The organism is Campylobacter iguaniorum, from assembly GCF_000736415.1.
Lineage (GTDB): Bacteria > Campylobacterota > Campylobacteria > Campylobacterales > Campylobacteraceae > Campylobacter > Campylobacter iguaniorum.
Genome location: NZ_CP009043.1, coordinates 658,522 through 684,164 on the forward strand (window position 1 = coordinate 658,522; position 25,643 = coordinate 684,164).

The 25,643-nt window shown below is 36.7% G+C and carries 23 protein-coding genes; 20 read left to right on the forward strand and 3 right to left on the reverse strand.

Annotated features, from left to right (window positions below):
• The first annotated feature begins 398 nt into the window (after positions 1-398).
• The gene (locus CIG1485E_RS03285; protein WP_038453676.1) at positions 399-1,703 is read left to right on the forward strand and encodes an adenosylmethionine--8-amino-7-oxononanoate transaminase; all 1,305 of its coding nucleotides are present in this window, start codon (positions 399-401) and stop codon (positions 1,701-1,703) included.
• On the opposite strand, the gene nth is transcribed toward CIG1485E_RS03285, so the two are convergent.
• On the reverse strand, positions 1,693-2,313 hold the full coding sequence (gene nth, locus CIG1485E_RS03290) for an endonuclease III (RefSeq protein WP_144242190.1): 621 nt from the start codon (positions 2,311-2,313) through the stop codon (positions 1,693-1,695). The two genes, CIG1485E_RS03285 and nth, sit on opposite strands and share 11 nt — an antisense overlap.
• A gap of 106 nt (positions 2,314-2,419) precedes the next feature.
• Between nth and CIG1485E_RS03295 the strand changes: the two genes are divergently transcribed.
• The 7 genes from CIG1485E_RS03295 to CIG1485E_RS03325 all read left to right on the forward strand — a co-directional run bounded on the left by CIG1485E_RS03295 (position 2,420) and on the right by CIG1485E_RS03325 (position 9,658).
• Complete coding sequence (locus CIG1485E_RS03295; RefSeq protein ID WP_038453681.1) at positions 2,420-3,229, forward strand: peptidylprolyl isomerase; 810 nt, start codon at positions 2,420-2,422, stop codon at positions 3,227-3,229.
• Between the two features lie 9 nt (positions 3,230-3,238).
• Entirely contained in the window at positions 3,239-4,303 is a 1,065-nt protein-coding gene (fbaA, locus tag CIG1485E_RS03300) for a class II fructose-bisphosphate aldolase (protein WP_038453682.1), read from the forward strand.
• An 81-nt stretch (positions 4,304-4,384) separates the two neighbouring features.
• Positions 4,385-5,698, forward strand: coding sequence for a MotA/TolQ/ExbB proton channel family protein (locus CIG1485E_RS03305; RefSeq protein ID WP_038453684.1), 1,314 nt, complete (start codon positions 4,385-4,387; stop codon positions 5,696-5,698).
• Positions 5,685-6,689, forward strand: a complete 1,005-nt coding sequence (locus CIG1485E_RS03310) for an OmpA family protein (protein ID WP_038453686.1) — start codon at positions 5,685-5,687, stop codon at positions 6,687-6,689. Before CIG1485E_RS03305 ends, CIG1485E_RS03310 begins: the two co-directional genes overlap by 14 nt.
• 115 nt (positions 6,690-6,804) lie before the next feature.
• A complete protein-coding gene (locus tag CIG1485E_RS03315; protein WP_235183858.1) occupies positions 6,805-7,542 on the forward strand; it encodes a 1-aminocyclopropane-1-carboxylate deaminase in 738 nt (245 codons plus the stop codon).
• Positions 7,543-7,560: 18 nt separating this feature from the next.
• Positions 7,561-8,847 carry a histidinol dehydrogenase gene (gene hisD, locus CIG1485E_RS03320; protein WP_038453689.1) on the forward strand — a complete coding sequence of 429 codons (1,287 nt, stop codon included), beginning with the start codon at positions 7,561-7,563 and terminating at the stop codon, positions 8,845-8,847.
• A gap of 58 nt (positions 8,848-8,905) precedes the next feature.
• A complete protein-coding gene (locus CIG1485E_RS03325; RefSeq protein WP_038453691.1) occupies positions 8,906-9,658 on the forward strand; it encodes a flagellin in 753 nt (250 codons plus the stop codon).
• A 52-nt stretch (positions 9,659-9,710) separates the two neighbouring features.
• Here the strand turns inward: CIG1485E_RS03325 and rpoD are convergent, their stop codons facing one another.
• Positions 9,711-11,588: an RNA polymerase sigma factor RpoD gene (rpoD, locus tag CIG1485E_RS03330; RefSeq protein ID WP_038453692.1), complete on the reverse strand. Its 1,878-nt coding sequence runs from the start codon at positions 11,586-11,588 to the stop codon at positions 9,711-9,713.
• 142 nt (positions 11,589-11,730) lie between these two features.
• On the opposite strand from rpoD, the gene CIG1485E_RS03335 reads away from it, so the two are divergent.
• The 12 genes from CIG1485E_RS03335 (at position 11,731) to CIG1485E_RS03390 (ending at position 23,767) form a co-directional block, all read left to right on the forward strand.
• Positions 11,731-12,543 carry a flagellar hook-basal body protein gene (locus CIG1485E_RS03335; protein WP_038453694.1) on the forward strand — a complete coding sequence of 271 codons (813 nt, stop codon included), beginning with the start codon at positions 11,731-11,733 and terminating at the stop codon, positions 12,541-12,543.
• An 11-nt stretch (positions 12,544-12,554) separates the two neighbouring features.
• Positions 12,555-13,343, forward strand: a complete 789-nt coding sequence (gene flgG / locus CIG1485E_RS03340; protein ID WP_038453696.1) for a flagellar basal-body rod protein FlgG — start codon at positions 12,555-12,557, stop codon at positions 13,341-13,343.
• Between the two features lie 261 nt (positions 13,344-13,604).
• Positions 13,605-15,500 (forward strand): FTR1 family iron permease, encoded by a 1,896-nt coding sequence (locus CIG1485E_RS03345; protein ID WP_038453698.1) that lies wholly within the window; start codon positions 13,605-13,607, stop codon positions 15,498-15,500.
• Between the two features lie 2 nt (positions 15,501-15,502).
• The gene (locus CIG1485E_RS03350; RefSeq protein WP_038453700.1) at positions 15,503-16,021 is read left to right on the forward strand and encodes an iron transporter; all 519 of its coding nucleotides are present in this window, start codon (positions 15,503-15,505) and stop codon (positions 16,019-16,021) included.
• Positions 16,022-16,106: 85 nt separating this feature from the next.
• The gene (locus CIG1485E_RS03355) at positions 16,107-17,477 is read left to right on the forward strand and encodes a Fe-S-containing protein (RefSeq protein ID WP_038453702.1); all 1,371 of its coding nucleotides are present in this window, start codon (positions 16,107-16,109) and stop codon (positions 17,475-17,477) included.
• Positions 17,477-18,721, forward strand: a complete 1,245-nt coding sequence (locus CIG1485E_RS03360; protein ID WP_038453704.1) for an ABC transporter permease — start codon at positions 17,477-17,479, stop codon at positions 18,719-18,721. Before CIG1485E_RS03355 ends, CIG1485E_RS03360 begins: the two co-directional genes overlap by 1 nt.
• The gene (locus CIG1485E_RS03365; protein WP_038455552.1) at positions 18,708-19,826 is read left to right on the forward strand and encodes an ABC transporter permease; all 1,119 of its coding nucleotides are present in this window, start codon (positions 18,708-18,710) and stop codon (positions 19,824-19,826) included. Before CIG1485E_RS03360 ends, CIG1485E_RS03365 begins: the two co-directional genes overlap by 14 nt.
• 1 nt (position 19,827) lies before the next feature.
• The gene (locus tag CIG1485E_RS03370; RefSeq protein WP_038453706.1) at positions 19,828-20,490 is read left to right on the forward strand and encodes an ABC transporter ATP-binding protein; all 663 of its coding nucleotides are present in this window, start codon (positions 19,828-19,830) and stop codon (positions 20,488-20,490) included.
• Entirely contained in the window at positions 20,487-20,984 is a 498-nt protein-coding gene (locus CIG1485E_RS03375; protein WP_038453708.1) for a TlpA family protein disulfide reductase, read from the forward strand. Before CIG1485E_RS03370 ends, CIG1485E_RS03375 begins: the two co-directional genes overlap by 4 nt.
• 70 nt (positions 20,985-21,054) lie before the next feature.
• Positions 21,055-22,029: an agmatine deiminase family protein gene (locus CIG1485E_RS03380; RefSeq protein ID WP_038453711.1), complete on the forward strand. Its 975-nt coding sequence runs from the start codon at positions 21,055-21,057 to the stop codon at positions 22,027-22,029.
• Entirely contained in the window at positions 22,026-22,901 is an 876-nt protein-coding gene (locus CIG1485E_RS03385) for a cation diffusion facilitator family transporter (protein WP_038453714.1), read from the forward strand. The genes CIG1485E_RS03380 and CIG1485E_RS03385 overlap by 4 nt, the downstream gene beginning before the upstream one ends.
• Entirely contained in the window at positions 22,898-23,767 is an 870-nt protein-coding gene (locus CIG1485E_RS03390) for a carbon-nitrogen hydrolase (protein WP_038453716.1), read from the forward strand. The genes CIG1485E_RS03385 and CIG1485E_RS03390 overlap by 4 nt, the downstream gene beginning before the upstream one ends.
• Positions 23,768-24,380: 613 nt before the next feature.
• Here CIG1485E_RS03390 and gltS read toward each other — a convergent pair.
• Complete coding sequence (gene gltS / locus CIG1485E_RS03395; RefSeq protein WP_038453718.1) at positions 24,381-25,598, reverse strand: sodium/glutamate symporter; 1,218 nt, start codon at positions 25,596-25,598, stop codon at positions 24,381-24,383.
• Between the last annotated feature and the right edge of the window lie 45 nt (positions 25,599-25,643).

Here is a 25,643-nt window from a genome sequence, read left to right on the forward strand (position 1 = left end):
TTAATTAATTGTATATGTAATAACTAAGTTAGAATTGTAGAATTATGCAAAAAATACAAATTTAAAATCTCTATTTTCTAATATATAAATTAATTATATATAAAATACTAAAATATCACTATTTAGTTATTTTATTAGATTTTTTAGATTATTATGATGTTAATTTATGGCATTTATACTATGATTTTATGATATTTTTGTAACACTGTATTTGGAGAATTAGGCAAATTAAATTTTTTTGAAAATATTTTAGAATTTATGTCAAAATCTATGAAATTTTTAGATAAAAATTAAAAATTTGGATAATTTATGTGAAATTTTGATAGGCGGATTTAGGTTTTGGCTGGCTTGCACCTTTAAATTGTTGTATAATTTCTCAAAATTAATAAAGGTAGAAAATGACAAATTTAGAGTTATCAAGGCTTGATTTGGAGCATATTTGGCATCCATGCACTCAGATGAGCGATCACAAAAACTTCCCGATCATTCCGATAAAATCAGGAAAAGGTGCTATTCTTAGCGATTTTGATGGCAATAGCTATATTGACTGTGTTTCTAGCTGGTGGGTGAATTTGTTTGGGCATTCAAACGACTATATAAACGCAAAACTTAGCGAACAAGCTTCAAATTTAGAGCACGTTATAATGGCTGGTTTTAGTCATGAGGGCATTATAAAACTCTCAAAAAGACTAGTGGATCTCCTTCCAAAACCGCTAAATAAGTGCTTTTATGGAGATAATGGAAGTAGTGCTATCGAAATAGCTCTTAAAATGAGCCACCACAAAAATCTGATAAAAGGCAAAAACAAGCCACTATTTTTAAATTTAAAAAATTCATATCACGGCGAAACCATCGCTGCTCTTAGCGTCGGTGATGTCGAGCTGTATAAAAAAATCTACAAAAATATCCTTATCAAAACAGTTCAGACATCGGTTCCTATGAGCTTTAAAGGCAATGAAGTAAGCGATGAAGAAGCTCTAAATGACCTAAAAATCACACTAGAAAAATACAGCGACCAAATTTCAGCTTTTATTCTTGAGCCGCTTATCCAGTGCGCTGGAGATATGAATATGTATAGCGGGGATTTTATCAAAAAAGCTTGCGATTTGGCAAAAAGCTACGACATAGATATTATTTTTGATGAAGTTGCGGTGGGATTTGGTAGGACTGGAAGTATGTTTGCTCTTGAGCAATGTGGCGTGGTGCCTGATTTTTTGTGTATTAGCAAGGGTATAACTGGCGGATATTTGCCTCTTAGCGTGGTTGTGACTAGCGATGAGACTTATGAGCTATTTTATGATACTTATGAGAGCAAAAAGGCGTTTTTGCACTCTCACAGTTACACTGGAAATGCCCTAGCTTGCGCGTGTGCGAATGCGACTTTGGATATTTTCGAGCAAGAAAATGTGATAGAAAAGAACTTACATCTATCTAAATTTATAAAATCAGAGTTTAGTAAACTTCTAAAATACGATTTTATAGATAATTTTAGACAAACTGGTATGGTTTTAGCATTCGATCTTGTGGGATTTAAAGAGCCTAGAACGGGTTATGAAATCTATAAAAGAGCACTGCAAAAAGGTCTTTTGCTCCGCCCTTTGGCAAACACCATTTATTTTATGCCGCCATACATCATTACCAAAGAACAAGTGGAGCTTGTAGTGAGGGTTTTAGATGAGCTTTTGGGTGAGCTTAGGAGATAGTTTTAGATTTGCAAAGCTTAGCCAAAAAGCACTCATCGCACTTTGGTTTTACGGCTTTGCAAGTGTATCTTCCAAACAAAACCATTGCTTGATGAAGTGTGTTTAGCTCAGTTTTAAACGCCTTTGTCAGGTCTATTTCTGTAGCCTCAGGCGTTTTAGCCTTGCTTAGTCCAAGCCTATGCGAAACTCTAAAAACATGCGTATCAACTGCCATTAAATTTGCTTCATTATGCTCTATTAAAACGACATGAGCAGTCTTTTGTCCTACTCCGGCAAGGCTTGTTAGATCCTTTTCATTTAGCGGGATTTGACCGTCAAAATTTTCTACAACTGACTTTGCCATTTTGATTAAATTTGCTGCTTTGTTGTTAAAAAAGCTGCATGAATTTATAAAAAGCTTGAGCGAGCTAAGGTTTGCATTTGCGAGCGAGACGACATCTGGATAGGCTTCAAACAGTGCAGGTGTGATTAAATTTACCCTTTTATCTGTGCACTGGGCTGAGAGCATCACGCAGACTATAAGCTCGTATAGATTTTTAAATTTAAGCTCACTTCTAGCACCGTTAAAGTTATGTAAAAATAATTCTTTAATTTCTTTTGTATCTTTTATAGTTCTCATTTCATGATTCTATCCAAAAATAAATAAATTTTACAAAATATTAACAAGCTTTTAGCTATAATGACACGTTTTTAAATTTAACTTACAAAGGATAAGTATGAAAAAAGGTTTAGCATTAGCATTAAGTTTGGCTGCTGCAATGAGTTTGAACGCAGCTGTTTTAGCAACAGTAAATGGACAAAATATCACTGATGAAGATCTAGCTCCAGCACTTGGCTCTCATATGAGTGAACTTGAAAAAATACCTGCAGAAATGAAAAAAAACCTACTAGACAGAGTTATCGAGAGACAACTTATGGTAGAACAAGCTAAAAAAGATGGTATCAACCAAGATCCTGAATATAAAAAAGCTATAGCAGATATCACAGATAATGTTGCTGTAAATATATGGATGAAAAAACAATTTGAAGGCTTAAAAGTAGATGAGAAAAAAGTAAAAGATCTTTACGAACAAAATAAAGACAAATACGTAGTTCCAGCTCAAGCAAAAGCAAAACATATATTAGTTGCAAGCGAAAAAGAAGCTAAAGATATCATTAAAAGTCTAAATGGATTAAAAGGCGATGCATTAGATAAAAAATTTAGCCAAATAGCTAAAGAAAAATCAATAGATAAAAGTTCAGCACAAAATGGTGGCGAGCTAGGCTGGTTTGGTGAGTCTCAAATGGTTCCTTCATTTGGCAAAGCATCTTTCGAGCTTAAAAAAGGCGAAATGACAAAACAACCAGTTCAAAGCGAATTTGGCTACCACATCATTTTAAAAGAAGATTCAAAACCACAAACTGCTCTAGCTTATGATAAAGTAAAAGGCAAAATCGAAACTCAACTTAAAACTGATGAGTTCAGAAATGTAATGCAAAAGAAAGTTGATGAGCTTAAAAAAGCTGCAAAAATAGAGTATAAATAAGGATTTGCAATGGGAGTTTTGGATGTTGTAAAAGCAGGAGTTTTAAGCGGCGATGACGTTACAAAACTCTACGCTTACGCTAAAAAAGAGGGCTTTGCTCTGCCTGCTGTAAATGTTGTAGGTAGTGATTCTATAAATGCCGTATTAGAAGCTGCTAAAAAAGCAAACTCTCCTGTGATTGTTCAATTTAGCAATGGCGGAGCTGGATTTTACGCTGGCAAGGCTTGCCCAAATGCAGACGTTTTAGGTGCTATTGCTGGAGCAAAACATGTTCATCTTTTAGCCAAGGCTTATGGCATTCCTGTTATTTTACATACAGATCATGCTGCTAGAAAGCTTCTTCCATGGATAGATGGACTTATCGAGGCTAGCAAGGAGCATAAAAAAGCTTTTGGAAAACCACTTTTTAGCTCTCATATGCTGGATCTTAGCGAAGAGAGCTTAGAAGAAAATATTGAAACTTGCAAAAAGTATCTAAAAGAGCTCAGTGAGCTTGGGATTAGCCTTGAAATTGAGCTTGGAGTAACTGGCGGAGAAGAGGACGGCGTGGATAATTCAAATGTAGATAATGCACTTTTATACACTCAGCCTCACGAAGTAGCTCACGCCTATGAAGAGCTTGGCAAGATAAGTGATAAGTTTAGTATAGCTGCTAGTTTTGGCAATGTTCATGGCGTTTATAAGCCAGGAAATGTCGTTTTAAGACCTGAGATTCTCAAAAATTCTCAAAAATTTATAAAAGATAAATTCGGTTTGAGCGACGAAAAACCTGTAAATTTCGTATTTCATGGTGGCAGCGGAAGTGAGCTAAAAGACATCAAAGACGCTGTTAGTTACGGCGTAATCAAGATGAATATCGACACTGATACTCAGTGGGCTTTTTGGAATGGAGTAAGAGAGTACGAGGCTAAAAACCACGATTATCTCCAAGGACAAATCGGCAATCCTGAAGGCAATGAAAAGCCAAACAAAAAGTATTATGACCCAAGAAAATGGCTAAGAAGTGGCGAAGAAAGTATGATTAACAGACTTTTAGAAGCCTTTGAAAATCTTAATTGTATGAATAGAAACTAAAATTTGGTAGCTTTTGCTACCAAATTTATACTAAATTTAAAAATATCTTGTTAAATTTAGTATAAATTTATAGGAATTTGTATGGAAAAAAACGATACTCTTGATGAATTCACTTTGCCAGAAGGCAATAATAGAAAATCAATCTTAGTTTATTTTAAAATCATATTTTTACCAATTTTTGTTTATCTTATATTCTTGCTTGGATACTTAAAAATTATAAATTTTTACGTTGAATTGCATACGATTTTGATGATGAGCTTTATACTTTTTGTAGCTCTCATATTTGCTAGACATAGTGCTGAGTTTGGTTGTTTTGTGTTTGAACAACGCAAAGATGAGTTTAAAAAAGAGTTAAAAAACTTCATATTAAAAAGCCTACTCTACATCGGCAAAGAGAGAAGATCAAATGGAAATTTCGACGAGTTTGTAAAAAAATATTCAGCCGATGTAAGAAATGATAACTACGCTCTTGTGGGTGCTGGAGTGTTCCCTATGCTTGGTATTTTGGGAACATTTTTAAGCATTGCAATCTCTATGCCAAGCTTTAATTCTACAAATGCAGTGGCTTTGGAAAATGAAATTTCTATGCTGCTAAATGGCGTAGGAACTGCTTTTTATATCTCGATTTATGGTATATTTTTAGCACTTTGGTGGATATTTTTTGAGAGATTTGGAATGAATAGATTTCAAAAGCTCATAAACAGACAAAAAAACGCAACCAGTTCGTTTTTTTGGAATAAAGAAGAGATAGAAAAAAGATATATGCAAGAAACTCTTGGCACTTTTGAGAAGATCGGAGTCATCTTTGACCACGTAAGTAAACAAGAGTTTTTTGAAGAGCTTGATAGGACGGTTGAGCGTAAATTTAAAAACTTTTGCGATATGCTAAAAGTCGAAGAAGACGCAGTCAAGCTAAGTAGCGAACACGTCAAATACACCATGGGAACGCTTCTTAAAGCAAGCAGGGATCAAAAAGATATCGTAAAAGTTCATGCAGATATTTTAAATGTCCTTCACACTTTTAACTCAAATTTAAAAGAGCTTCAGCTAAATGTAAATGAGCATTATGTCAGACTTCACACAGCCAGCGATGATAAGATTTCTAAGCTTGAAAAATCAGTTAGCGAGTTTGGCAATAATATAACCAAATTTGAAGGAAGCTTGCAAAACTTTAGTAGCGAGATTTTAGACAAGCAAAAACTAGCACTTGATGGGTTTAAATCTGGAATGATCGATGGAATGAAAGCCTTTAGAGAGGTTTTTGACGATGAAAGAGCTGGTCAAAATGATAGCTTAGAGATAATCAATGAGCTTAAAAAAAGTATAGAAGAGATAGACGAAGAGGCAAATTTGGCCTTAGAAAAATTAGAAGCAAAGCCAGATGAAGCTAGATAATCAAAAAGATGAAAACAGTAATTTTTGGATCGCTTATGCCGATTTGATGGCTGGATTGCTTTTTGTATTTATACTTTTAGTTGGTGCGATCGTTGTCAAATATGTCTTAACTCAAAGCGATTTGAAGCTGCTAAAAGGCGATATAGAGTCTCAAGAACAAGCCTTAAAGCTAAACTCAATAGAGCTTTCTAAAAGAGAAAATGCCATAAAAGAGTTTATGCAAAAGCTAGAATCTGAAAAAAACAAAAACTTAGCCTTAGAAGAGATAAACTCTATTTTTAATGAAAAGCTTGAGGAGCTAAATTTAGCCTTGCAAAATGCTGGAGATGCATTTGATGACGTGGATAGGCTAAATTTGGAACTAAATACAACCTTACAAAACAAAGATGAGCTCATAGCTAGCTTGCAAGAAAGTATTAGCAAAAAAGATAAAGATTATGGTCTGTTGCTATCTGACCTAAACTCCACAAAAGAGCGGATAAAAAGCCTTAGCGGTATTAGACTAAAGGTCATCACGACTCTCAAAGAAAAGCTTGGAAATAGCATAAAAATAGATATGGATTCGGGTGCGATTTCTCTGCCTTCAAGCGTGCTTTTTGATACAAATTCATTTGCCTTAAAAGATAGCGCTAGGTTTGATTTGCGAAGAACACTAAGCACATATTTTGATATTTTATTAAGTGATGAGATCAGACCAAATATCGATAGAATCACAATCGAAGGTCATACTGATAGCGTTGGTAACTACCTTTACAATCTTGAATTATCTCAAAAAAGAGCCTATGAGGTTATGAAATTTATCTACTCATTTTACAAAAATCCTGAACTACAAAAATACCTTATAGCAAGTGGAAGAAGCTTCAATGATTTGATTTACAAAGATGGCAAAGAAGACAACGACGCTTCAAGAAGAATCGAGATCAAATTTAGCATTTCAAATAAAGCAGCCATGAAAGAAATAGAACAAATTTTGGAGCAAAACAATAGATAAGTTTCAGTTAATCAAATTTCGTGGTAGGGATTTTTGGATTTTAAGAGATGATCTGATCGGTGGCGAGTTTAACGGTAACAAAGCAAGAAAGCTAGAATACTTCTTAAACGCTGATTTGAAGGGCATTAAACGTATAATTTCGTATGGCTCAAACCAGTCAAACGCTATGTATTCTATAAGCGTCTTTGCAAGACTTAAAAATCTTGAGTTTATATATTTTACAGATCATATAAGCTCATTTTTAAAGCAAAATCCAAATGGAAATTACGCTTATGCTTTGAAAAATGGTATGCAAATTTATGAAGCTAAAGACAGAGTAAATGCCGCCAAAATGGCACTAAAAGACGGTGATATCCTCATAAAAGAGGGCGTGGCGATGAGTGAGGCTGAGCTTGGATTTCAAACTCAGGCAAATTTGATAGAAGAGTTTATGACTAAAACTGGCACTAAATTTGACGTGTTTTTGCCAAGTGGAACTGGCACGAGTGCTGCTTATCTGGCTAAAAATCTAAAAAATACAAACGTCTTTACGACTCCTTGCGTGGGGGATAGTGCTTACCTTGCTAAGATGATATTTGAGCTTGATAAGCACTCAAAAGTGCAAATTTTAAACCTTTTGAAAAAGTATCATTTTGGGGATATAAAAAAAGAGCTATTTGATATTTATAAAGAGCTTAAAGACACTACAGGCGTGGAGTTTGAGCTGCTTTATGATAGCGTTGGTTGGCTGAGCCTGCTTGCAAATTTAGATAAATTTACAAATCAAATTCTCTACATTCACCAAGGTGGAATGATAGGCAATCAAAGCTTGCTTGAGAGATATGAGAGAAAATTTAAATTTGATATGTTATAATATAATAAAGGAGAAAAAGTGAAAATTCTAAATAGTAATGATAAAAATTTTAATGAAGAATTCGATAAATTAGTAAATCGCTCAAATTTGGATATGCAAAATGTTATGAGCATAGTCACAAATATAATAAACGATATCAAAAATAGAGGCGATGAAGCTCTTAGTGAACAGATTGCTAAATTTGATCGTTGGGAAGTAAAAGACAACCTTGCTATAAGCACTGATGAGATGAAAAAGGCTTATGAAAATATATCTGATGAGCTAAAAAACGCCTTGCAAATAGCTTGCGATCGCATAAAAAAATACCATGAAAAACAACTTGAAAAAACTTGGCTTAGCTTTGAAGAAAATGGTAGTATTTTGGGTCAAAAGGTCACTCCAGTTGATCGCGCTGGACTTTATATCCCTGGTGGAAAGGCAGCTTATCCAAGCTCTCTACTTATGAATGCCCTCCCAGCTATCGTAGCTGGAGTTAAGGATATCGTGGTCTGTACTCCAGCAGTTGAGGGCAAGGTAAATGAGCTTTTACTAGCTGCTATGCATCTTCTTGGGATTAAAGAAGCTTACAAAGTAGGTGGCGCAAGTGCAGTTGCGGCGATGGCTTATGGTACAAAAACTATAAAAAAAGTTGATGTGATAACTGGACCTGGAAATATCTTTGTCGCGACTGCTAAAAAACTAGTTTTTGGCGATGTAAATATTGATATGATAGCTGGCCCTAGCGAGATCGGCGTTATAGCTGATGATAGTGCAAATCCTAGAAATATCGCTATTGATTTGCTATCTCAAGCAGAGCACGACGAGCTTGCAAGTAGCTTTTTAGTCACTTTCAATGATCAATTTGCAAATAGTGTAAAAGATGAAATTTATGCTATTTTACCAACTTTAAGCCGTGAAAAAATAGCAAGAGCGAGCATAGATAATAAATCTGCTATCATAGTGGCAAAAGATATGAATGAATGCGTCGAGCTTATGAATGCTTTGGCGGTCGAGCACCTTGAAATCGCCACAGACAATGCTTTTGATTATCTTCCACGCATCAAGCACGCAGGCGCTATTTTCTTAGGACATTACACTCCTGAGGCTATAGGCGATTACTTAGCTGGTCCAAATCATACATTGCCAACTGGTGGAAGCGCTAGATTTTTCTCTCCACTTGGCGTGAGTAATTTTATGAAAAAAAGCTCTATTATATCTATGAATAAGCAAGGTATTGATGAGCTTGGTGAGGCTTGCATGAGCTTGGCTAAAGCTGAGGGGCTTGGAGCTCATGGGCTTTCTGTGAAAGTAAGATTTGACAGTTAAGAATATCTTAAAAGATAAAGCAGTAAAATTTGATAAAAGCCTATAAAAGGAGGCAATCATGCAAATAAATAGTATGTCTAGCAATCAGACAAATGTATATTTAAATAGTGCACAAAATAATGCCAATAAAGCACTTGAAAATATAGCCGCAAATAGAGCTTTAAGTGGTACTGATAGTGCAAATATGGTTATAGCTGACTCTTTGCAAAGTCAAGCAAATGGTACAATGCAAGGCGTAAATAATGCAAATGATGCAATTGGTATGCTTCAAATAGCCGATTCCACTTTGCAAAATTTGAATAGTTCTGCTGATAAATTAAATCAACTTTCAGTAAGAATGAATAATGCAGCTTTAGGAAGCAATGGAAGAAGTGCTTTAACGAGTGAAGCAAATTCTATAAAAACTTCTATGCAAGATTCATTAAATTCAGCTAGCTTTAACGGCAATAATATCTTTGGTGGGACTTTAAATTTCCAAACAGGAAGCGGACAAACTAGCATAAATCTAAGCTCTCCAAACATAAGCTCACTTGATATAACAAATCAAAAAAGTATTTCAAGTTTTATGGATAGTGTAAATTTGCTAAGATCAGATATAGGAAGTACTCAAAATAATCTTATGAGTGGAATAAATGCTAGTCTTGGATTTGCTACTTCAGCTACTGCTCGTCAAAGCCAGCTACAAAACAACGACCTTGCAAGCAACGTCACAAACTTCAATAATGCAAATTTACAAATCAATAGTTCTACTTTGATGGCTGCACATAATATGCAAATGTTGCAAAGTCAAATGGGAAAATTATTAGGTTAAATTTAGAGGCTTTGGGCTTTAAAACCCAAAGCTACATATAAACAAGAAGGGATTAATTTCCCTCGATATAGTTTTTAAGTTTTCTACCAACTTTTGGGTGTTTAAGTTTTTTGATAGCTGAGCTTTCTATTTGACGGACACGCTCACGAGTTACGTTTAGCTCTTTTCCTATCTCTTCAAGAGTTCTATCGCTCTCATCATCAAGTAGACCAAAACGCATTCTTATAACAGCTTTTTCTCTATCGTTTAATTGATCTAGCACGTCATCTATTTGCTCTTTTAGATCGCCTTTTAGGATTTGCTCCATTGGGCTTAGAGTTGTTTTATCCTCAACAAAATCACCGTATTTGCCATCATCTTCGCTGCCAATTGGAGCTTCTAAGCTTATAGGCTCTTTTGTTATTTTTATGACTTGTTTGACCTTATCAACGCTTAGTCCGACCTCTTCAGCTATGACGCTTACATCTGGCTCTTTGCCTTCTTCTTGCAGGTACTTTCTGTTTATTTTATTAATTCTATTTATCGTTTCTATCATGTGTATCGGGATACGAATGGTTCTAGCTTGGTCGGCTATAGCACGACTTATAGCTTGACGTATCCACCACGTAGCGTATGTAGAAAACTTATAGCCTTTTTTGTATTCAAATTTATCAACTGCTTTCATAAGACCGATATTGCCCTCTTGGATCAAATCCAAAAATGGAAGCCCACGGTTTGTGTAGCGTTTGGCTATGCTTACGACGAGTCTCAAATTTGATTTTGCCATTCTAGCTTTTGCGTCATCGCTTATATTTTTACCGCGTTTTATCTGATCTAAGACTATTTTTAGCTCTTTTGGCTCAAGGTTAAATCCAGTTTTGCTAGCTTCTTTTGTTTGAAATAGCTTTTTGATCTCGACATAAGTAGAAACCATTGTAGCTTCAGGAACCCTTGATATAATGTCTTCCTTTGATAATTTTGTTATATCTTTTAGTATGCCTTGGTGGTTTTTCTTTAGCTCAGGGCTAAACATAGGCAAGCGGTACTCTAAGCGTTTTAGCTCTTTATCAAAGTCATCATCGCTTTTTAGCGCAGTTTCCATTGATTTTACTATCTCATTTATAAGCTTACTTGTTGGGCCAAGATCCATGAGCTTATCTTTCAAAACTTTCTTTTTAAAAGATAAATTTAGCTTTTCTAGCAAGCTAGCCTCTTCTTCTATGGCTATATTTTGCTTAGAAACTATCTTCATCCACTCTTTTTTTGCTTTTTCAAGAGCTTTAAAGCTTTCGATGACTTTTTCAGATCTTTTATCTAGTTTTTTAGACTGTTTTTTTGCCTGATTTGCAGCTTCTGAATCCTCATTTTCATCATATTCGTACTCATCTGCTATTTCATCTTCTGCTTCATCTTCGCTTTCATCATCGTCAAAACTTTTAAACAGCTCTTTTACACGTCTTTCTCTGTTGATAAGTGGCTCACGATAATCAAGTATGAAATCGATCAAATACGGCACAGAGCAAAACGCATCGATAATAATGTCTTCGCCTAGCTCGATTTTTTTGCTGATTTCTACCTCTTCATCTTTTGTAAGGAGCGAAATTTGCCCCATTTCTCTTAGATACATTCTCACAGGGCTATCAGACCTTGACCACTCAAGAAGTTCATTTTCGTTTGTTAGGTCAAATTCTTCTTCAATAATAGCTTCTGCGGAAGTTATTTTACTCTCTTCAATTCTTTTGGCATCTTGTATGTTTTTTATTTTAGCAGCTTCAACTGCACTTATAAGTTGTATTTTGTATAGTTCTGCCAATGCTTCGATTTTTTTGATACCACTTGCTGTTGGAGCTTTGTCAAATAGTCTAATAAGCTTTTCAAAGGTAACATAACCTTTTGAGTTTTCTTTAAATAACTCTTCAATTTGTGCAAATATCTCTTTTGCTGCACTCATATAAAGCTCCTTTGTAAATTTAAGATATTCTGTAAAATTAGGGATTATATCCAAATGTTTATTAAAATCATCTAAATAGTTGTTTTGGCAGATATGGAACGCAACTTGCTTAATACAAGAAAAGTTCAACTTAGGAGAGCGTATGCAAAACGGCTACTATCAAGCCACTGGCGCAATGGTAACGCAGTTTAATAGACTCGATGTCATAACCAACAATCTAGCAAATGTCAATACAATTGGCTACAAAAGAGACGATGTAGTTATAGCTGATTTTGAGAGAATTTTTAAAGAAACTAGAGATATTTTACCACTCGAAAATAATACAAAAGACGCTGCTAAATTTCTAAATAGAACCATAGACAGAGTTCCTCATATCAATGAAGAATACACTGATTTTAGCGAGGGTGGGATGAAGCTTACAAATAATCCACTTGATCTCTCACTTGGCAAAAAAGATCTATTTTTTTTAGTAGAAACTCCAAATGGTGTAAGAATGACTAAAAATGGGGCTTTTAATTTAGATAATGATGGTTATTTAGTCTCAAAAGAGGGCTATAGAGTTTTGCCGAGTAATTACGAAGCCCAACCAGCCCAAACTAGAGGTATAGTCGTGCCACAAGGCTCAGAGCTAAGCATAGACAAAGATGGCGCAATATATGTAAATAACGAAAATATAGCAAGATTATATATAGCTCAACCAAGAGAGATAAGAGATGTGAAAAAAGAGGGCGATAATCTGTTTATTCTATCAAATTTAAACGACATAAGAGATAATGCAAATAGCGGCTCAGTAGCACAAGGATATACTCAAATTTCGAACGTAAATCCAGTAGTAGAAATGGTAAGTCTAATCGAGGCAAATCGCCTTGTAGATATGTACCAAAAGGTCATGACATCACACATGACAGACCTAAATCAAGAAGCAACAAGCAAACTAGCTTCTATAAAAGCATAAAAGGAGCATAAATGATAAGATCACTTTATACAGCAGCCACAGGAATGGTGGCTCAACAAACCCAAATAGACACAACTTCACACAATATCGCAAACGTAAATACTATAGGTTACAAAAAAAATCGTGCTGAATTTGCAGATCTTATGTATCAAACTATGCAATACGCTGGAACTCCGACAAGTACGACAACCATGAGTCCAACAGGCATGGAAGTAGGACTTGGTGTAAGACCTACAGCTATCACCAAAATATTTACTCAAGGAAACTTCAAAGAGACTAGCAATAAGCTTGATATGGCTATAGCTGGAAATGGATTTTTTCAAATCCAACTTCCTGATGGCACGACTGCTTATACTAGGAATGGTGCTTTTAAGCTTGACGGCGATGGAAATATAGTAAATAGCGATGGCTACAGGCTGCTTCCTGAGATGAATATCCCAGCTGACGCGACTGATGTATCTATAGGTGTCGATGGGACGGTTTCTGTTTTACAACCAGGCAACCAAGAAATGACTCAAATCGGACAGATCGAGCTTGCGAGTTTTATAAATCCAGCTGGGCTTCATGCTATGGGAGATAATAATTTTCTTGAAACAGCAGCGAGTGGAGCGCCAGTAGTAGGAAATGGCGGCGTGGATGGTTTTGGTCAGGTTAAACAAAACTTTGTGGAGATGAGTAATGTCCAGCTTGTCGAGGAGATGACTGATCTTATCACTGGACAACGTGCTTATGAGGCCAACTCAAAAGCTATCACTACAAGTGATGATATGCTTCAAATCGTTAATCAGCTTAAAAGATAATTAAAATGATATATTCGTTTGTTATTTTTGCTTTTATTATACTCATTTGCGCTATTGATTTTTTCTATGTAAAAGACGATAGCGTTATAAGGTAATCTTGCTTAATATAACTATATTTAAGCAAGATTTATATTCTAAATTTAATATTTATTATCAATAAATTTTTACAATATTTATCTAATTTTAAGCTTTAAAGATGTATATTTCCATTTCAAATATGAGAATAACTCTCATTACTTTTATATTTTTAAGGCTTTATTTATGAAAATAGTTATTAGTTTTATTTTAGTTATATCTATGCAACTTCATCTTTTTGGTGTGGACTATGACAAAGAGGCTCGTAGCATAGAAGAGATCTTTGTAAAAGTAGTAGAACTATACAAAGAGGGCAATTCAAAAGAGGCAAGAGAGCTAACTCAAAGTGCGTATTTTAGCCATTTTGAAAATTTAGAAGCTGGCGTTCGTATAAATTTAGGTCAGAAAAAAGCTTACGCTATGGAAAAGCAATTTGGCGAGATAAGAAAAGCCATAAAAGCCTCAAAAGACGAGCAGAGCATTCAAACAATGATAGATAGTCTAAATGCCGAGATTAAAGAGATCTTGCCCGTCATAAAAACTGGCGCAAAACTAGTGGCTGAAAAAAGCGATGATGGTGGGCTTAGTGCTGCAGGAATTGAGGCAAATAATAATCCGTGGAGTGATATTTACAATCAAATAAGCTCAAATTTGCAAAGCGTTTCAAACGCTTATGACAGTAGCGACGCTAAGGCTATAAAAAACGCTATGAATAAAATCAAATTTGATCTATACAGAAACACTCAGCTAGAAATCGCCATAAGAAGGTATGCTAATAGCAAAATGGATCAGATGATACAACAGATTATGGGTAACGTAATAAGCCAAAATCTAAATTTAAACAAAGAGAGTTTAGAGCAATCGCTAAAAGACATAGATGAGCTAATCCAAACTGCAATAATAAAGCTTCCAAAAGAGTCTTACGCGCTTGCTCCAGAGATAAAAATAGAGGAGAAAAAGGTTGATTTCGCTCCAACAGTCCAAAACATAAAACAAAAAATGAGCGATGCTCTTAAGCTTTATGAGAGTGGAAACATGGGCGAGGCTATAAGCGATGTTGGTGATATTTATTTTGATGAGTATGAAGCTAGTGGCATGGAAAACAAAATAGGAGCGATCGATAATCCACTTAAAACCGCCACCGAAGCTAGCTTTAGCAAGATAGTTTCACTAATGAAAAGCGGAGCAAGTAGCGATAAAATCATAGCCGAGCAAAACGAGCTTTACTCAAAACTCCAAACTAGCTTAGAAAAAGCAAGCGAGCAAACAGGCGGCTGGGCGTTATTTATTTACGCTCTTAGCATTATTTTAAGAGAGGGGTTCGAAGCCCTTATCATAGTAGCTGCAGTCGTAGCGTATCTGCTAAAAACTGATAATAAAAAGCATCTAAATTTGGTCTATAGCTCAGTTAGCATAGCTGTGATTCTAAGCTTTGTGACTGCTTATGCTATAAATTTAATATTTGGCTCAAGTCTAGCAGGACAAAGCAGAGAGATTTTAGAAGGAATCACGATGCTTGTGGCTGTTGTGCTTTTATTTTACGTTGGATTTTGGCTGCTTAGCAATGCAGGAGCCAAAAAATGGAGCCATTACATAGCTGGACATATCAAAGATAGCCTAAGCAGTGGCGATAGCAAGGCACTTTGGTGGACTGTGTTTTTAGCAGTGTATAGAGAGGGAGCTGAGACTGTGTTGTTTTATCAAGCGTTAATCTTTGATGCAAGTTCAAATTTAGATTTTAGCATGATAGGAGCCGGTTTTATGGCTGGAATCATTATCTTGCTTATAGCGTATTTTGTGATAAAAGCATTTTCTTTGAAAATCCCTATAAAACCGTTTTTTATAGCAACTTCGATGATTATATTTTATATGTCTATAGTTTTTGTTGGAAAAGGAGTTATGGAGCTAGTCGAGGGCAAACTTTTTGTGCCTAGCATAATAGAGGGCGTTCCTACTATCTCATGGCTTGGAATTTATCCATATTATGAGAGTTTGGTGCCTCAAGGCATGATGATTTTAGCTTTGATAGCAGGAATATTTATAATCAAAAAACGTCAATTAAATTTTAATAAAGGAGAATAAGTATGAAAAAATTACTTTCAGGAATGTTGGCTTTAAGCCTTACTTCAGTTTTGGCAGCAGCAGAGCAACCAATCGGCGAACCAGTTGAGATAAATGGAATGGAGATAGCAGCAGTTTATTTGCAACCAATCGATATGGAACCAAAAGGCATCGATCTAGCCCCAAGTCTGGCTGATATTCACCTTGAAGCTGATATTCACGCCATTACTGGCAATGCAAACGGATTTGGTGAGGGCGAGTGGATACCGTTTTTGAAGATCGCTTATACGCTAAAAAACCTTGATAATGGCAAGGTCAAAAAAGGCACATTTATGCCAATGGTAGCAAGCGATGGCCCACACTATGGTGCAAATATCAAAATGGATACTGGCGTTGGTAACTATGAGCTAACCTATCACATAGACAATCCAAGCACACAAGGCTTTGGTCGTCACGCTGATAAAGCAACAGGCGTGGCAAAATGGTGGGCACCATTTGATGTGAAATACACATTCAAATACACAGGCGCACCAAAAAGCTAAGCTTGGCTGCTTAAATCCAGCTTTGGCTGGGTTTAAATTTAAAAGGTCTTTTGCCAAGATTTTTTAAATTTAAACAAGGAAATTTATGAGCATATTTTTTTATCAAGTTGTTCTTGCGCTCTTTCCAGTAGGCGTGATTTTAGCGTTTTTGGAGCATAAAAATAGTGTCAAAAACCATCTTTTGCCTTCGCTTTTTGGGCTTTGTCTTTCGCTTTTTGTATTTGGGCTGTTTAAAATCTCCATAAATACCGATAATGGCAAGATATTTTTTGACATTATTTGCATAATTATGCTTTTATTAACGCCGCTTTGCATTAAATTTAAAAGCTCATATTTTGTAAATTTATTTAGCTTTTTTCTAGCTTTTGGGTATGGTTATGAGTACGGGTTTATCAGTATGAACTTTCCTATTTTTGCTGGAGATTTGCTTGATAGCCTTAGTCTTAGCAATCTTTTTATGGTTTGTTTTGCATCTGCTTTGCTAGTGGGGATTTACTTTGCTTTTAAATCAGTTTTAAAAGCCATTCCAAATGCGTTTAAATACGCATTTTTATCTATTTTTGTGATTTTATTTTTGGCTAGTAGGGTTTCATTTTTGGCTCTTAGTTTGATGCAAGAAGGCATCTTGCAGACTTACTCAAATTTGCTTAGTATCGTGGCTAAGATTATATATTTTGATAGCTTTTTGCCTGTTATCTTGTCGGCGTTTTTAATGATTATTTCTTTCATATCTCTAGCCTACTTGCCACGCAAAATAGATAGGAGCAATGTCGTTTTATACAGGATAAACGTTGCTCAAAGAATATTTAGCTTTAAAGCGGTTTTTTATACTGTTTTTTTAAGCGTTTTGATTGCTTTTGTCAGCTTGTTTTATATTTTGGTGGCTTCCAAACCACCACAAATAAGCACTCCAGATATAGTAGAGCCAGTGGATGGCGAGTTTAGGTTTGATGCAAATTTAGTGCGAGATAATAAACTCCATAGATTTGCTTATATCAGCGATGATGGCAAAGAGATAAGATTTTTTATCGTTAATCGCTTCAAGGACAAATTAGCTCCAGTGGCTGTTTTTGATGCGTGCGCGATATGTGGCGATATGGGCTACATAAAAAGCGGAGATAATCTAATTTGCATAAGTTGCAATGTGCGGATTTTCTTGCCAAGCGTGGGAAAGCCAGGTGGGTGCAATCCAATCCCGTTTGAATATAAATTTGATGGAAAAGAGATAAAAATCAGCCTAGAAGCCATTGAAAAGGGCTCTACATTTTTCTCTAAAGTCGTGAGAAAAGTGGTCACCGATCCAGTCAGTAGAAATAAAATTTCAAATGATAGCAAATTTAGCTATGTTTATTATGGCAAAACATACTTTTTTCAAAACGAGCAAAACCAAGCTAAATTCGAGCAAAATCCAGAAATTTATACCGAGACAAACGGCGTATTAAAGGAGCTTAAATAATGTTTTTTCGTATTATAAAATCATCGATTTTACGCTCAAATGACAGCAAGATTTTAGCATTTCTCACGATATTTTTATCCGTGACTTTGATAGCTTGCATGCTAAATATCACTCTAAATATAGGCGATAAGGTAGCAAGCGAGCTAAGGAGTTATGGCTCAAACATAGTTGTCTTGCCAAAATCAAGAAATCTAAGCATAGAGATCGGTGGCAAGGAGTTTTTGCCACTAAAAAATGATGATTATTTGCTAGAAAGCGACTTGCATAGGATAAAAGAGATTTTTTGGCGAAACAATATCACGGCATTTGCGCCGTTTTTGAGCCTAAATTTGAGTGGTTATGATATTTTGGGGACGTATTTTGACAAGGTTGCTGGAGTGAGCGATGAGCCTGATTTTAGGAGTGGAGTTGTTAGCTTATATCCGTTTTGGGTCGTTGATGGCAGGTATCCAGATGATGATAGCATGGACGCTGTGCTAGCCGGAGTTGAGCTTGGGCTTAAGCTTGGAGACGTTATAAATTTGGGCGACAAAAATGTAAAAGTAGTAGGCATTCTTCATTCAAGCGAGAATGAGAGCAAAAAGATAATAACAAGTCTAAAACTAGCTCAAGCTTTAGCAAACAAGCCAAATTTAATAGACAAAGCAGAGGTCGCTGCGATGACAATCCCAGAAAACGACTTGTCAGTAAAAGCAAGGCGGGATTTGGAGAGTTTGGACGCCGTGGCTTATGATAAATGGTACTGCTCTGCTTATGTCAGCTCAATCGCTTATCAGATTAGCGAAGAGTATCCAAACGCAGCGGCAAAGGCGGTGCTAAGCGTGAGCGAAGCACAAAGTGGAATAACCAAAAAAATCCAAAGTCTAATGGGAATAGCTAGTTTGCTTTCTCTTGTAGTCTCAAGTATCTGCATAACAAGTCTTATGAGCTCACAAATGTATAGACGCAAAAAAGAAATAGGACTGCTAAAGGCTTTAGGAGCTGGAAATTTCATCATTTATATGCAGTTTGTAGCTGAGATTTTCGTAGTTTGCGTGGTGGCTGCTTTGCTTGGCTGCGTTTTGGGATATGCTCTAAGCTTTGCTTTAAGCTATCAGATATTTGGAAGTTTTGTAGGTATGAGCTTTATGGTGCTACCTTTAAGCGTAGTTTTTGGCTTTTTGATATGTATAATCGGCTCAATCTTGCCACTAAAAAGCGTGATAAACTCACTCCCAGCAGAGGTGTTATATGGTAGAAAATAAGATATTTTTCATAAAAGCAGTTTTAAAAAGCATACTAAGCTCCAAAAGTGCGAGCCTTGTAATGTTCGCTTCTATTTTATTTGGTGCGGCGATAAGCTCAGCTTTTATAAATTTATACACAGACATTGATAAAAAGGTAAGTAGCGAGCTAAATAGCTATGGCGCGAATGTAGTAATAAGCCCAGTTAATTTAGAAAATGGCTACATAAATGAAAATGAGCTAGATCAAATTCTAAGCAAGGTAAAAAATCTAAAAGCGTCAAACAAATATCTTTTTGGTGTGGCAAATTTAGGCGTAAGCAACGCAGTTGTAATGGGCGTGGAGTTTGCAAATCTCAAAAAAATAATGCCTTATCTTGATCTAAAAAGTGGTGAGTTTGTCACTGGCGGGGACAAATTTGCTCTCATTGGCGTAGAACTTGCTAAGCAAATAGGTGCTAAAACTGGCGATATAATCGAAATCTTAGCCAATAATGAAGTCCACAAAGTACGCATAAAAGGCGTGGTTTATGATGGGCAAAAAGAGGATAATCTGCTTATAATTTCTTTAAGCTTGGCTGGAGAGATATTTGGCAAAAGTGGTCTAATAAGCTATGCAAACGCCATAATTAACGGCGATCATGAGAGCATTTTGGACGAGTTAAATTTGATAAATAGCAAAGATATTAAATTCGAAATCATAGGCAAAATCTCAAAAGCTCAAGGCGTGATTTTAGACAAAATCAAGCTTTTAATGTTGCTTATTGGCTTAACAATTTTGCTTATAACTTCAGTCGGGATAAACACCACCTTATCTTCTATACTTTTTTCACGGATAAAAGAGTTTGCTCTTATTCGCTCACTAGGAGCTAGCAAGCAATCCTTGCTTAAACTCATACTTAGCGAGGTTTTTGTAGTGTGCGTGAGTGGGGCGATTTTAGGGGCGTTATTTGGATACATTCTTGCTATATTTTTAGGGCATATTATATTTTTTAGTGGAGTGGATTTTAGTATTTATAGTCTTGTTTTGGCTGTTATTATCAGCCTTGTTTTTGCTTTGGGGGCTAGTTTTTATCCGATCAAAAAGTCGTTAAATCAAAATATAGCCAATCTTTTAAGGGAATAAAATGGAAGTGTTAAATTTAAATCAAATTTCAAAATATTTTGGAGATGTAAGGGCATTAGATGACATCAATCTAAGCGTTTTAAAAGGCGAGTGGGTCAGCATAATGGGGCCAAGTGGAAGTGGCAAAAGCACATTAGTCAATATCCTAAGCCTTATGGATAATCCAACTAGTGGCGAGTATAGGCTTGCTGGTGAGCTTGCAAACTCACTAAGCGATGAGCAGATTTTGGAGTTTAGACGCAATAAAATAGGGCTTGTTTTTCAGCAGTTTCACCTTGTGCCATATTTGAGTGCGCTAGAAAACGTGATGATAAGCCAGTTTTATCACAGCAGCGTAGATGAAAGCAGTGCAAAGGCAATGTTAGCTAAAATGGGGCTTAGCCACCGCTTAAACCATAGACCAAGTCAGCTTAGCGGTGGAGAGCAGCAAAGAGTTTGCATCGCAAGAGCACTCATAAATGACCCTGATATCATCATCGCAGATGAACCTACTGGAAACTTAGATGAAGCAAACGAAAAGGTGGTTTTAGAAGCCTTTAAACAGTTAAAAAACGAAGGCAAAACCTTGCTTCTCATCACTCACAATGAAGAGCTAGGAAGATACGCTGATAAAGTCGTATATCTAAAACATGGCAAACTTGATAGAATCGAGCAATTAAGATGAAAAATTTAATAATTTTGGCTATTTTTGGGCTTTTTTTGGCTAGTTGTGGGGACGGCTCAAGACACCATATGAGCTTAAATGACAAAAACGGCTTTGACACGACATATAATGTGGAACAAAAAGAGCTTAAAATATCTGGCTGGGACAAGCCATATATGTTATTTTTCTTCTCTACCATGTGTGGGGCTTGTGAGAGTCAAGTGCCTATCATAAACGAACTCATCAAAGAGTATGGTGAAAATATAAAAGTATATGGCATCATGGGCGATACAAAGGGCTTTGATAGCGATATTTTTGTGTTAAAAGAAAAAAATATAAACTTCCCCACTACTTCAGTGCCAAAATCAGTAAGCTATCTCTCAAGCGTGGTAGGCGGAGTTATGGGGACGCCTGTGACTTATGTCTTTGATAAAAATGGCAGGGCAACTAAGCAGTTTTTAGGGCTTTATCCAAAGTCAGCTTTTGATAGCGAAATAAAGCGCCTTTTAGACTGATTTATCAAATCTTAAATCCTTATATGCTATCCTTGCAAACTTATAAATTTATAGTTTCAAGGTAGCTTTTATGATAAAAACTTACGCCGAATGGGATGAGCAAGAGCTTTTGCTTCTTAGTATTCCGCACGCTAAAACTGACTGGAATCCATATTTGCAAGAGATTTTAGGTAGCTATGAAGAGCTTGTAAAGGCTGTCAGTAAATACCAAAAAGTGCTTTTAATAGCGCCAAATTCAGGCGATTTTGAGAGATTTGCTAAATTTGACAATGTAGAGTTTTTGCAGATTGAGACAAACGATACTTGGATCAGGGATTATGGTGCGATCGATGTAAGAAGCGGCGATAAAACCATAAGCTATGATTTTAAATTTAACGCTTGGGGCGGGAAGTTTGAGAGTGAGCTAGATAACGCACTAAATAAGAAACTTTTTGCCACCTTAAAAGGCGAACTAAAGCAAATAGAGCTAATCTTAGAAGGCGGAAGCATAGAGTTTAATGGCAATGGCGTAATGCTTACTACAAGCGAATGCCTACTAAATGATAACCGAAATAACCTGAGTAAATTTGAGCTAGAAAACCACCTAAAAGAGCTGTTTGGGCTAGAAAAAATCATCTGGCTAAATCATGGCTTCATCAGAGGCGATGACACAGATAGCCACGTCGATACTTTGGCTAGATTTATCGCTCCTGACACCATAGCTTACGCAGCTTGCGATGATGAGAGCGACGAGCATTACGGTGAGCTAAATTTGATGAAAAAAGAGCTTGAGAGCAGTGGATTTAAGCTTGTAGCTTTGCCACTTCCAAAGCCTGTGATGTTTGAAGGCAGAAGGCTTGGAGCGACGTATTGTAATTTTATCTTTGTAAATGGAGCTCTCATCGTGCCAATTTACGGCGATGAAAAGGCTGATGAGCTTGCGCTAAACGCACTCCAAAACGCACTACCAAATTTAAAAATAATTGGCGTGGATAGCAGGGTTTTTATCCGCCAAAACGGCTCTTTGCACTGTTCTAGCCAAAATAGATTTAAGGGGCTCAGATGAGTTTTCACCCACCAGTTATCGCAGGAAGCGTAGCAGTAGTCTTAGCCATAATCAAATTTAGCGTAGGCTTAGCCAGTGGCTCCATGGCAGTCCTTAGCTCCGCCATTGACTCTTTGCTAGATTGTTTGGTCTCAGCTCTGAATTACTTTGCGATGAAAAAATCCAGCGCCAACCCAAACGCTAAATTTAACTTCGGCTATGGTAAGCTTGAGGCCTTAGTTGCTTTGTTTGAGGGTGCTTTTATCGTTGGTATTGGTATTTTTATTTGTTATAGTAGTGTGGAAAAGATCATAAATCCAAAGCAAAGCATAGATGTGGGAGCTGGATTTATCGTGATGATAATCTCGCTTGTGATGACTGGACTTCTAGTATTGTACCTTAAATCAGTTTATACTAAAACTGGTAATCTCATAGTTAAAGCCGACGCTCTTCACTACCAAACAGACTTGATCACAAACGCCGCTATTTTGGCTGCACTTTTTGCGATTTGGCTTAGTGGATATGAGATTATCGACGCGCTTTTTGGGATTGGGATAAGCATTTATATCGTTTTTAGTGCCATTAGCCTTGTGAGAGAGGGCGTCTATATCTTGCTAGATGGCTCACTTGAGCTTGACAAAGTAGAAGAGATAATAGAGATTATAAATAGCAAACCAGATATAAAAAGCTACCATTATTTAAAAACTAGAAAAAGTGGAGATAAGAGTTATTTTAGCGTTCATTTGGTCTTTGATCCAGATATTTCACTTAGCTTAGCTCACAAGATAGGCGATGAGATAGAAGATGACATAAAGGCTAAATTTAATAACACAAAATGGGTTTTTGATACGCATTTTGATATCGAAGATGACAGGGATAAGGAAGAGATATGAAAACAGCACTCATCGCACATAAATTTTATGGCTCCAAAGAAGAGACAATCAGACAAACCACCAAACGCATAGAAGACGCTGCTAAAAATGGAGCTGATTTGGTTGTTTTGCAAGAGCTTCATCAAGGCTCTTACTTTTGCCAAGATGAAAACGTAGATACATTTGAGCTAGCAAGCGACTATGAAAGCGACGTGGCGTACTGGAGCGAAGTAGCAAGAGAGTTTAAAGTAGTGCTTGTGACTTCACTTTTTGAGCGTCGCTGCTCTGGGCTTTATCACAACACAGCAGTTGTCTTTGATAATGACGGCGGGGTAGCTGGCAAATACCGCAAAATGCATATTCCAGATGACCCAAATTTCTATGAAAAGTTCTATTTCACTCCTGGAGATTTAGGCTTTGAGCCAATTAGCACAAGCGTGGGCAAGCTTGGGGTTTTGGTGTGCTGGGATCAGTGGTATCCTGAGGCTGCTAGACTTATGGCATTAAAGGGTGCTGAGGTGCTGATATATCCTACTGCTATAGGCTGGTTTGACGGTGACAGCGAAGATGAAAAATCTCGCCAGCTTGAAGCTTGGGTCGCAGTCCAAAGGGGTCACGCAGTAGCAAATGGTCTGCCAGTCATCACAGTAAACCGCGTAGGACTTGAAGAAGCGCCAAATGGCAATGGCTCTATAAGATTTTGGGGCAATAGCTTTGTTTTTGGTCCTCAAGGCGAAGAGCTTTTTAGAGCAAATTGCACTGATGAGCTATCAAGCATTGTCGAGATTGATCTTAAACGCTGTGAGCAAGTGCGTAGGTGGTGGCCGTTTTTACGCGATCGCCGCATTGATGCATATGATGGGCTTTTGAAGAGATTTATAGATTAATCTTGCAAAACGTTTATTTGTCATTGCGAGAAAATCTTTGATTTTCGCGGCAATCTAAATTTAATATTTATAATGTTGGATTGCCACGTTCGTTTCACTTACTCGCAATGACAAAACATAATCTCACAATAAACCAAAACTCAAATAAACCAACCACTTTTATAGCCAAATACGTTCGGGGAGAGAGGATTGAGGATTTTAAGGGAGATAAGAGGAGAACTGTAATGCAGTCAAATAAAAAGAGTTCTTCCCTTGTCTCCCTTAAGAAAGAAAAACTTTAAATTCACAAATTAAATTTAACAATAAATTCAAACTCTTTTTTATTTCATCAAGGGGACGTTTTTTAGCAGACACTACCCCTTATCCCCTTGACAATCCCCGTCTGCTTGCAGTTGCGAGTGTAACGAAGCAAAATCTCCCTGTAAAAGCTTCAAAGTTGCTGCGCTTGCGTGCAGATTAACAAATTCACTGTGTGAATTTGAGGGATTGCCGCAAAAATCAAAGATTTTCTCGCAATGACTGTTAGAATTTGGTTTTGCTGTTTTTATGATAAAGTGTAGTAAATTTAAAAGGCTTTTAAATAAGCTTTAAAAGCCTTTATAATAGTCAAATGCTATCCAAGAAAGCTTAAAAATCCATTTATCACTAGTGCATTTACGATATCGATAAAAAACGCTCCACAAAGCGGAACGATGATGAAAGCCATGTGGCTCATACCGTAGTGGTTTGTCACTGTTTGCATATTTACCATAGCTGTCGGAGTGGCGCCTAGTCCAAATCCGCAGTGTCCAGCAGCGAGCACAGCTGCGTCATAGTCACGCCCGCAAAATCTAAATGTCACAAATATCGCGTACGCCGCCATTAAAGCGACTTGACAAACAAGAATAGTAAATATAGGAAGAGCAAGGCTTACAAGCTGCCAAAGGTTTATCGTCATAAGCGCGAAAGCTAAGAAAAGTGATAAGCTTACATTGCCAAGAACTGAGACTTCTCTATCAAATACTTGGTAAATTTTAAGGCTTGAAAGCACGTTTCTTAAAATAACGCCAGTAAATAGACAATAGACAAATGTAGGCAAGGTAAAGCCGATGTTTGCGCTTTTCATCAAGCCAGCTACAAGGTTGCCTATAAGAAGACAAAACGCAAGAAGTGCTAAAGACTCGATGAAGCTTTTTTGAGTGATGAGCTTCTCTTTGTGTGGGGTTTCGTATTCGCCTAGAGATGATATGTCGTTGTCGTTTGAATCTGGAGTTTTGAGACTATTTTTGTTGATAAGATATCTTGCAACTGGTCCGCCTATGATACCTCCAGCAATAAGACCAAATGTCGCGCTCGCCATAGCTACCTCATAAGCAGCGCTAAATCCATAAGGCTCTTTGATAAACTCCCCAGCCCAAGCTGCTCCAGTGCCGTGCCCGCCACTCATAGTGACAGATCCTCCAAGCAATCCTATAAGAGGATTCTCGCCAAGCCCAAGAGCCACGCTGATACCAACTACATTTTGCAAGACCAAAAGTCCGCTTATGACAAACAAAAATATAACTAGCTTTTTGCCGCCTTTTTTAAGCGAAGCAAAATCAGCCAAAAGCCCAATGCTCGAGAAAAACGCTAGCATAAGCGGATCTTTTAGTGAGCCATCAAATTTAAGCGTGATACCGCCAAAACTATATAGACACAAAAAGAAAATCGCCGCAATGATACCGCCGACGACTGGTTCTGGGATATTGTAATCTTGTAAAAATTTGACTCGCTTGATGATGAAAATACCAAGCAACAAAACAAGAACCATTACGACTAAAGTGCCGTAAAAATCTACTTCTATGGTTTGCATATTATTCCTTTATTTAAGTTTATTTTTAAAATTTGGGAAAAACAT

Bases quoted from the DNA above. Each gene is read 5' to 3' on its own strand.
- CIG1485E_RS03285 (WP_038453676.1), top strand. From the start codon at position 399: ATGACAAATTTAGAGTTATCAAGGCTTGATTTGGAGCATATTTGGCAT.
- CIG1485E_RS03295 (WP_038453681.1), top strand. From the start codon at position 2,420: ATGAAAAAAGGTTTAGCATTAGCATTAAGTTTGGCTGCTGCAATGAGT.
- fbaA (WP_038453682.1), top strand. From the start codon at position 3,239: ATGGGAGTTTTGGATGTTGTAAAAGCAGGAGTTTTAAGCGGCGATGAC.
- CIG1485E_RS03305 (WP_038453684.1), top strand. From the start codon at position 4,385: ATGGAAAAAAACGATACTCTTGATGAATTCACTTTGCCAGAAGGCAAT.
- CIG1485E_RS03310 (WP_038453686.1), top strand. From the start codon at position 5,685: ATGAAGCTAGATAATCAAAAAGATGAAAACAGTAATTTTTGGATCGCT.
- CIG1485E_RS03325 (WP_038453691.1), top strand. From the start codon at position 8,906: ATGCAAATAAATAGTATGTCTAGCAATCAGACAAATGTATATTTAAAT.
- rpoD (WP_038453692.1), bottom strand. From the start codon at position 11,588: ATGAGTGCAGCAAAAGAGATATTTGCACAAATTGAAGAGTTATTTAAA.
- CIG1485E_RS03335 (WP_038453694.1), top strand. From the start codon at position 11,731: ATGCAAAACGGCTACTATCAAGCCACTGGCGCAATGGTAACGCAGTTT.
- flgG (WP_038453696.1), top strand. From the start codon at position 12,555: ATGATAAGATCACTTTATACAGCAGCCACAGGAATGGTGGCTCAACAA.
- CIG1485E_RS03345 (WP_038453698.1), top strand. From the start codon at position 13,605: ATGAAAATAGTTATTAGTTTTATTTTAGTTATATCTATGCAACTTCAT.
- CIG1485E_RS03350 (WP_038453700.1), top strand. From the start codon at position 15,503: ATGAAAAAATTACTTTCAGGAATGTTGGCTTTAAGCCTTACTTCAGTT.
- CIG1485E_RS03355 (WP_038453702.1), top strand. From the start codon at position 16,107: ATGAGCATATTTTTTTATCAAGTTGTTCTTGCGCTCTTTCCAGTAGGC.
- CIG1485E_RS03360 (WP_038453704.1), top strand. From the start codon at position 17,477: ATGTTTTTTCGTATTATAAAATCATCGATTTTACGCTCAAATGACAGC.
- CIG1485E_RS03365 (WP_038455552.1), top strand. From the start codon at position 18,708: ATGGTAGAAAATAAGATATTTTTCATAAAAGCAGTTTTAAAAAGCATA.
- CIG1485E_RS03370 (WP_038453706.1), top strand. From the start codon at position 19,828: ATGGAAGTGTTAAATTTAAATCAAATTTCAAAATATTTTGGAGATGTA.
- CIG1485E_RS03375 (WP_038453708.1), top strand. From the start codon at position 20,487: ATGAAAAATTTAATAATTTTGGCTATTTTTGGGCTTTTTTTGGCTAGT.
- CIG1485E_RS03380 (WP_038453711.1), top strand. From the start codon at position 21,055: ATGATAAAAACTTACGCCGAATGGGATGAGCAAGAGCTTTTGCTTCTT.
- CIG1485E_RS03385 (WP_038453714.1), top strand. From the start codon at position 22,026: ATGAGTTTTCACCCACCAGTTATCGCAGGAAGCGTAGCAGTAGTCTTA.
- CIG1485E_RS03390 (WP_038453716.1), top strand. From the start codon at position 22,898: ATGAAAACAGCACTCATCGCACATAAATTTTATGGCTCCAAAGAAGAG.
- gltS (WP_038453718.1), bottom strand. From the start codon at position 25,598: ATGCAAACCATAGAAGTAGATTTTTACGGCACTTTAGTCGTAATGGTT.